Below are 2,528 nucleotides of genomic sequence, written 5' to 3'. Positions count from 1 at the left end.
AGCGGCACAACTTATACTTTCACAGTTACACCAACAGCCACTGGCAATGTCACAGTTGATATTCCCGCAGCTACAGCCACAGATACCGCTGGTAATAACAATACCGCAGCCACTCAACTAACTCGCACTGCCGATATTACCGCACCCACAGTAACCCTCACATCAACATCACCAACCACCACAAACGCAGCCTTTGATGTCACAGCAACATTCAGCGAAAGCGTCACAGGATTTATCGCCACTGACGTGAATCTGACTAACAGTACGATTAGCAATTTCACAGGTAGCGGCACAACTTATACTTTCACAGTTACACCAACAGCCACTGGCAATGTCACAGTTGATATTCCCGCAGCTACAGCCACAGATACCGTTGGTAACAATAATACCGCAGCCACTCAACTTGTTCGCACTGCCGATATCACCGCACCCACAGTAGCCCTCACATCAACATCACCAACCACCACAAACGCAGCCTTTGATGTCACAGCAACATTCAGCGAAAGCGTCACAGGATTTACTGACACTGACGTGACTGTTGCTAACGGAACTGTTAGCGGATTTACAGGTAGCGGTACAACTTATACTTTCACAGTGACACCAACAGCCACTGGCAATGTCACCGTTGATATCCCAGCAGCTACAGCGATTGATACCGTTGGTAATAACAATATCGCAGCCCCTCAACTTGTTCGCACTGCCGATATCACCGCACCCACAGTAGCCCTCACATCAACATCACCAACCACCACAAACGCAGCCTTTGATGTCACAGCAACATTCAGCGAAAGCGTCACAGGATTTATCGCCACTGACGTGAATCTGACTAACAGTACGATTAGCAATTTCACAGGTAGCGGCACAACTTATACTTTCACAGTTACACCAACAGCCACTGGCAATGTCACAGTTGATATTCCCGCAGCTACAGCCACAGATACCGTTGGTAACAATAATACCGCAGCCACTCAACTAACTCGCACTGCCGATATTACCGCACCCACAGTAACCCTCACATCAACATCACCAACCACCACAAACGCACCATTTTTAGTAACAGCAACATTCAGCGAAAGCGTCACAGGATTTATAGCCAGCGACGTGAATCTGACTAACAGTACGATTAGCAATTTCACAGGTAGCGGCACAACTTATACTTTCACCGTTACACCAACGGCTACTGGCGCTGTCACCGTTGATATCCCCGCAGCTACAGCGATTGATACCGCTGGTAACAACAACACCGCTGCGGCTCAATTGACTCGTACTGCCGATATTACAGCACCAACAGTAGCCTTAACATCCGCATCCCCAACCACCACAAACGCACCATTTTTAGTAACAGCAACATTCAGCGAAAGCGTCACAGGATTTATAGCCAGCGACGTGAATCTGACTAACAGTACGATTAGCAATTTCACAGGTAGCGGCACAACTTATACTTTCACCGTCAATCCCACCGCTGATGGCCCTGTCACCGTTGATATCCCCGCAGCAAGAGCAACCGATACCGCGGGTAATAACAATACCGCAGCCACACAACTGGTTCGCACCGCTGATGCTACAGCACCAACAGTAGCCTTAACATCCGCATCCCCAACCACCACAAACGCACCATTTTTAGTAACAGCAACCTTCAGCGAAAGCGTCACAGGATTTATCGACACTGACGTGACTGTTGCTAACGGCACTGTTAGTGGTTTCACAGGTAGCGGCACAACTTATACTTTCACCGTCAATCCCACCGCTGATGGCCCTGTCACCGTTGATGTCCCAGCAGCAAGAGCAACCGATACCGCGGGTAATAACAATACCGCAGCCACACAACTGGTTCGCACCGCTGATGCTACAGTACCAACAGTAGCCTTAACATCCGCATCCCCAACCACCACAAACGCACCATTTTTAGTAACAGCAACCTTCAGCGAAAGCGTCACAGGATTTATCGACACTGACGTGACTGTTGCTAACGGCACTGTTAGTGGTTTCACAGGTAGCGGCACAACTTATACTTTCACCGTCAATCCCACCGCTGATGGCCCTGTCACCGTTGATGTCCCAGCAGCAAGAGCAACCGATACCGCGGGTAATAACAATACCGCAGCCACACAACTGGCTCGCACCGCTGATGTTACAGCACCAACAGTAGCCTTAACATCCGCATCCCCAACCACCACAAATGCACCATTTTTAGTAACAGCAACATTCAGCGAAAGCGTCACAGGATTTATAGCCAGCGACGTGACTCTGACTAACAGTACGATTAGCAATTTCACAGGTAGCGGCACAACTTATACTTTCACCGTTACACCAACGGCTACTGGCGCTGTCACCGTTGATATCCCCGCAGCTACAGCGATTGATACCGCTGGTAACAACAACACCGCTGCGGCTCAATTGACTCGTACTGCCGATATTACAGCACCAACAGTAGCCTTAACATCCGCATCCCCAACCACCACAAACGCACCATTTTTAGTAACAGCAACATTCAGCGAAAGCGTCACAGGATTTATAGCCAGCGACGT

Annotated in this window: 1 protein-coding gene; it reads left to right on the top strand. The window is 49.2% G+C overall.

What is annotated here, in order from left to right; translation table 11 throughout:
* Positions 1-2,528, top strand: a 2,528-nt coding sequence (locus QUA03_RS28705; protein ID WP_333217096.1) for an Ig-like domain-containing protein, incomplete at both ends; no start/stop codon positions are given.

It is taken from the genome of Microcoleus sp. S36b_A4, assembly GCF_036700645.1.
In the GTDB taxonomy this organism is placed as follows: domain Bacteria; phylum Cyanobacteriota; class Cyanobacteriia; order Cyanobacteriales; family Microcoleaceae; genus Microcoleus.
This window is presented reverse-complemented; position numbering and strand designations above follow the sequence as displayed.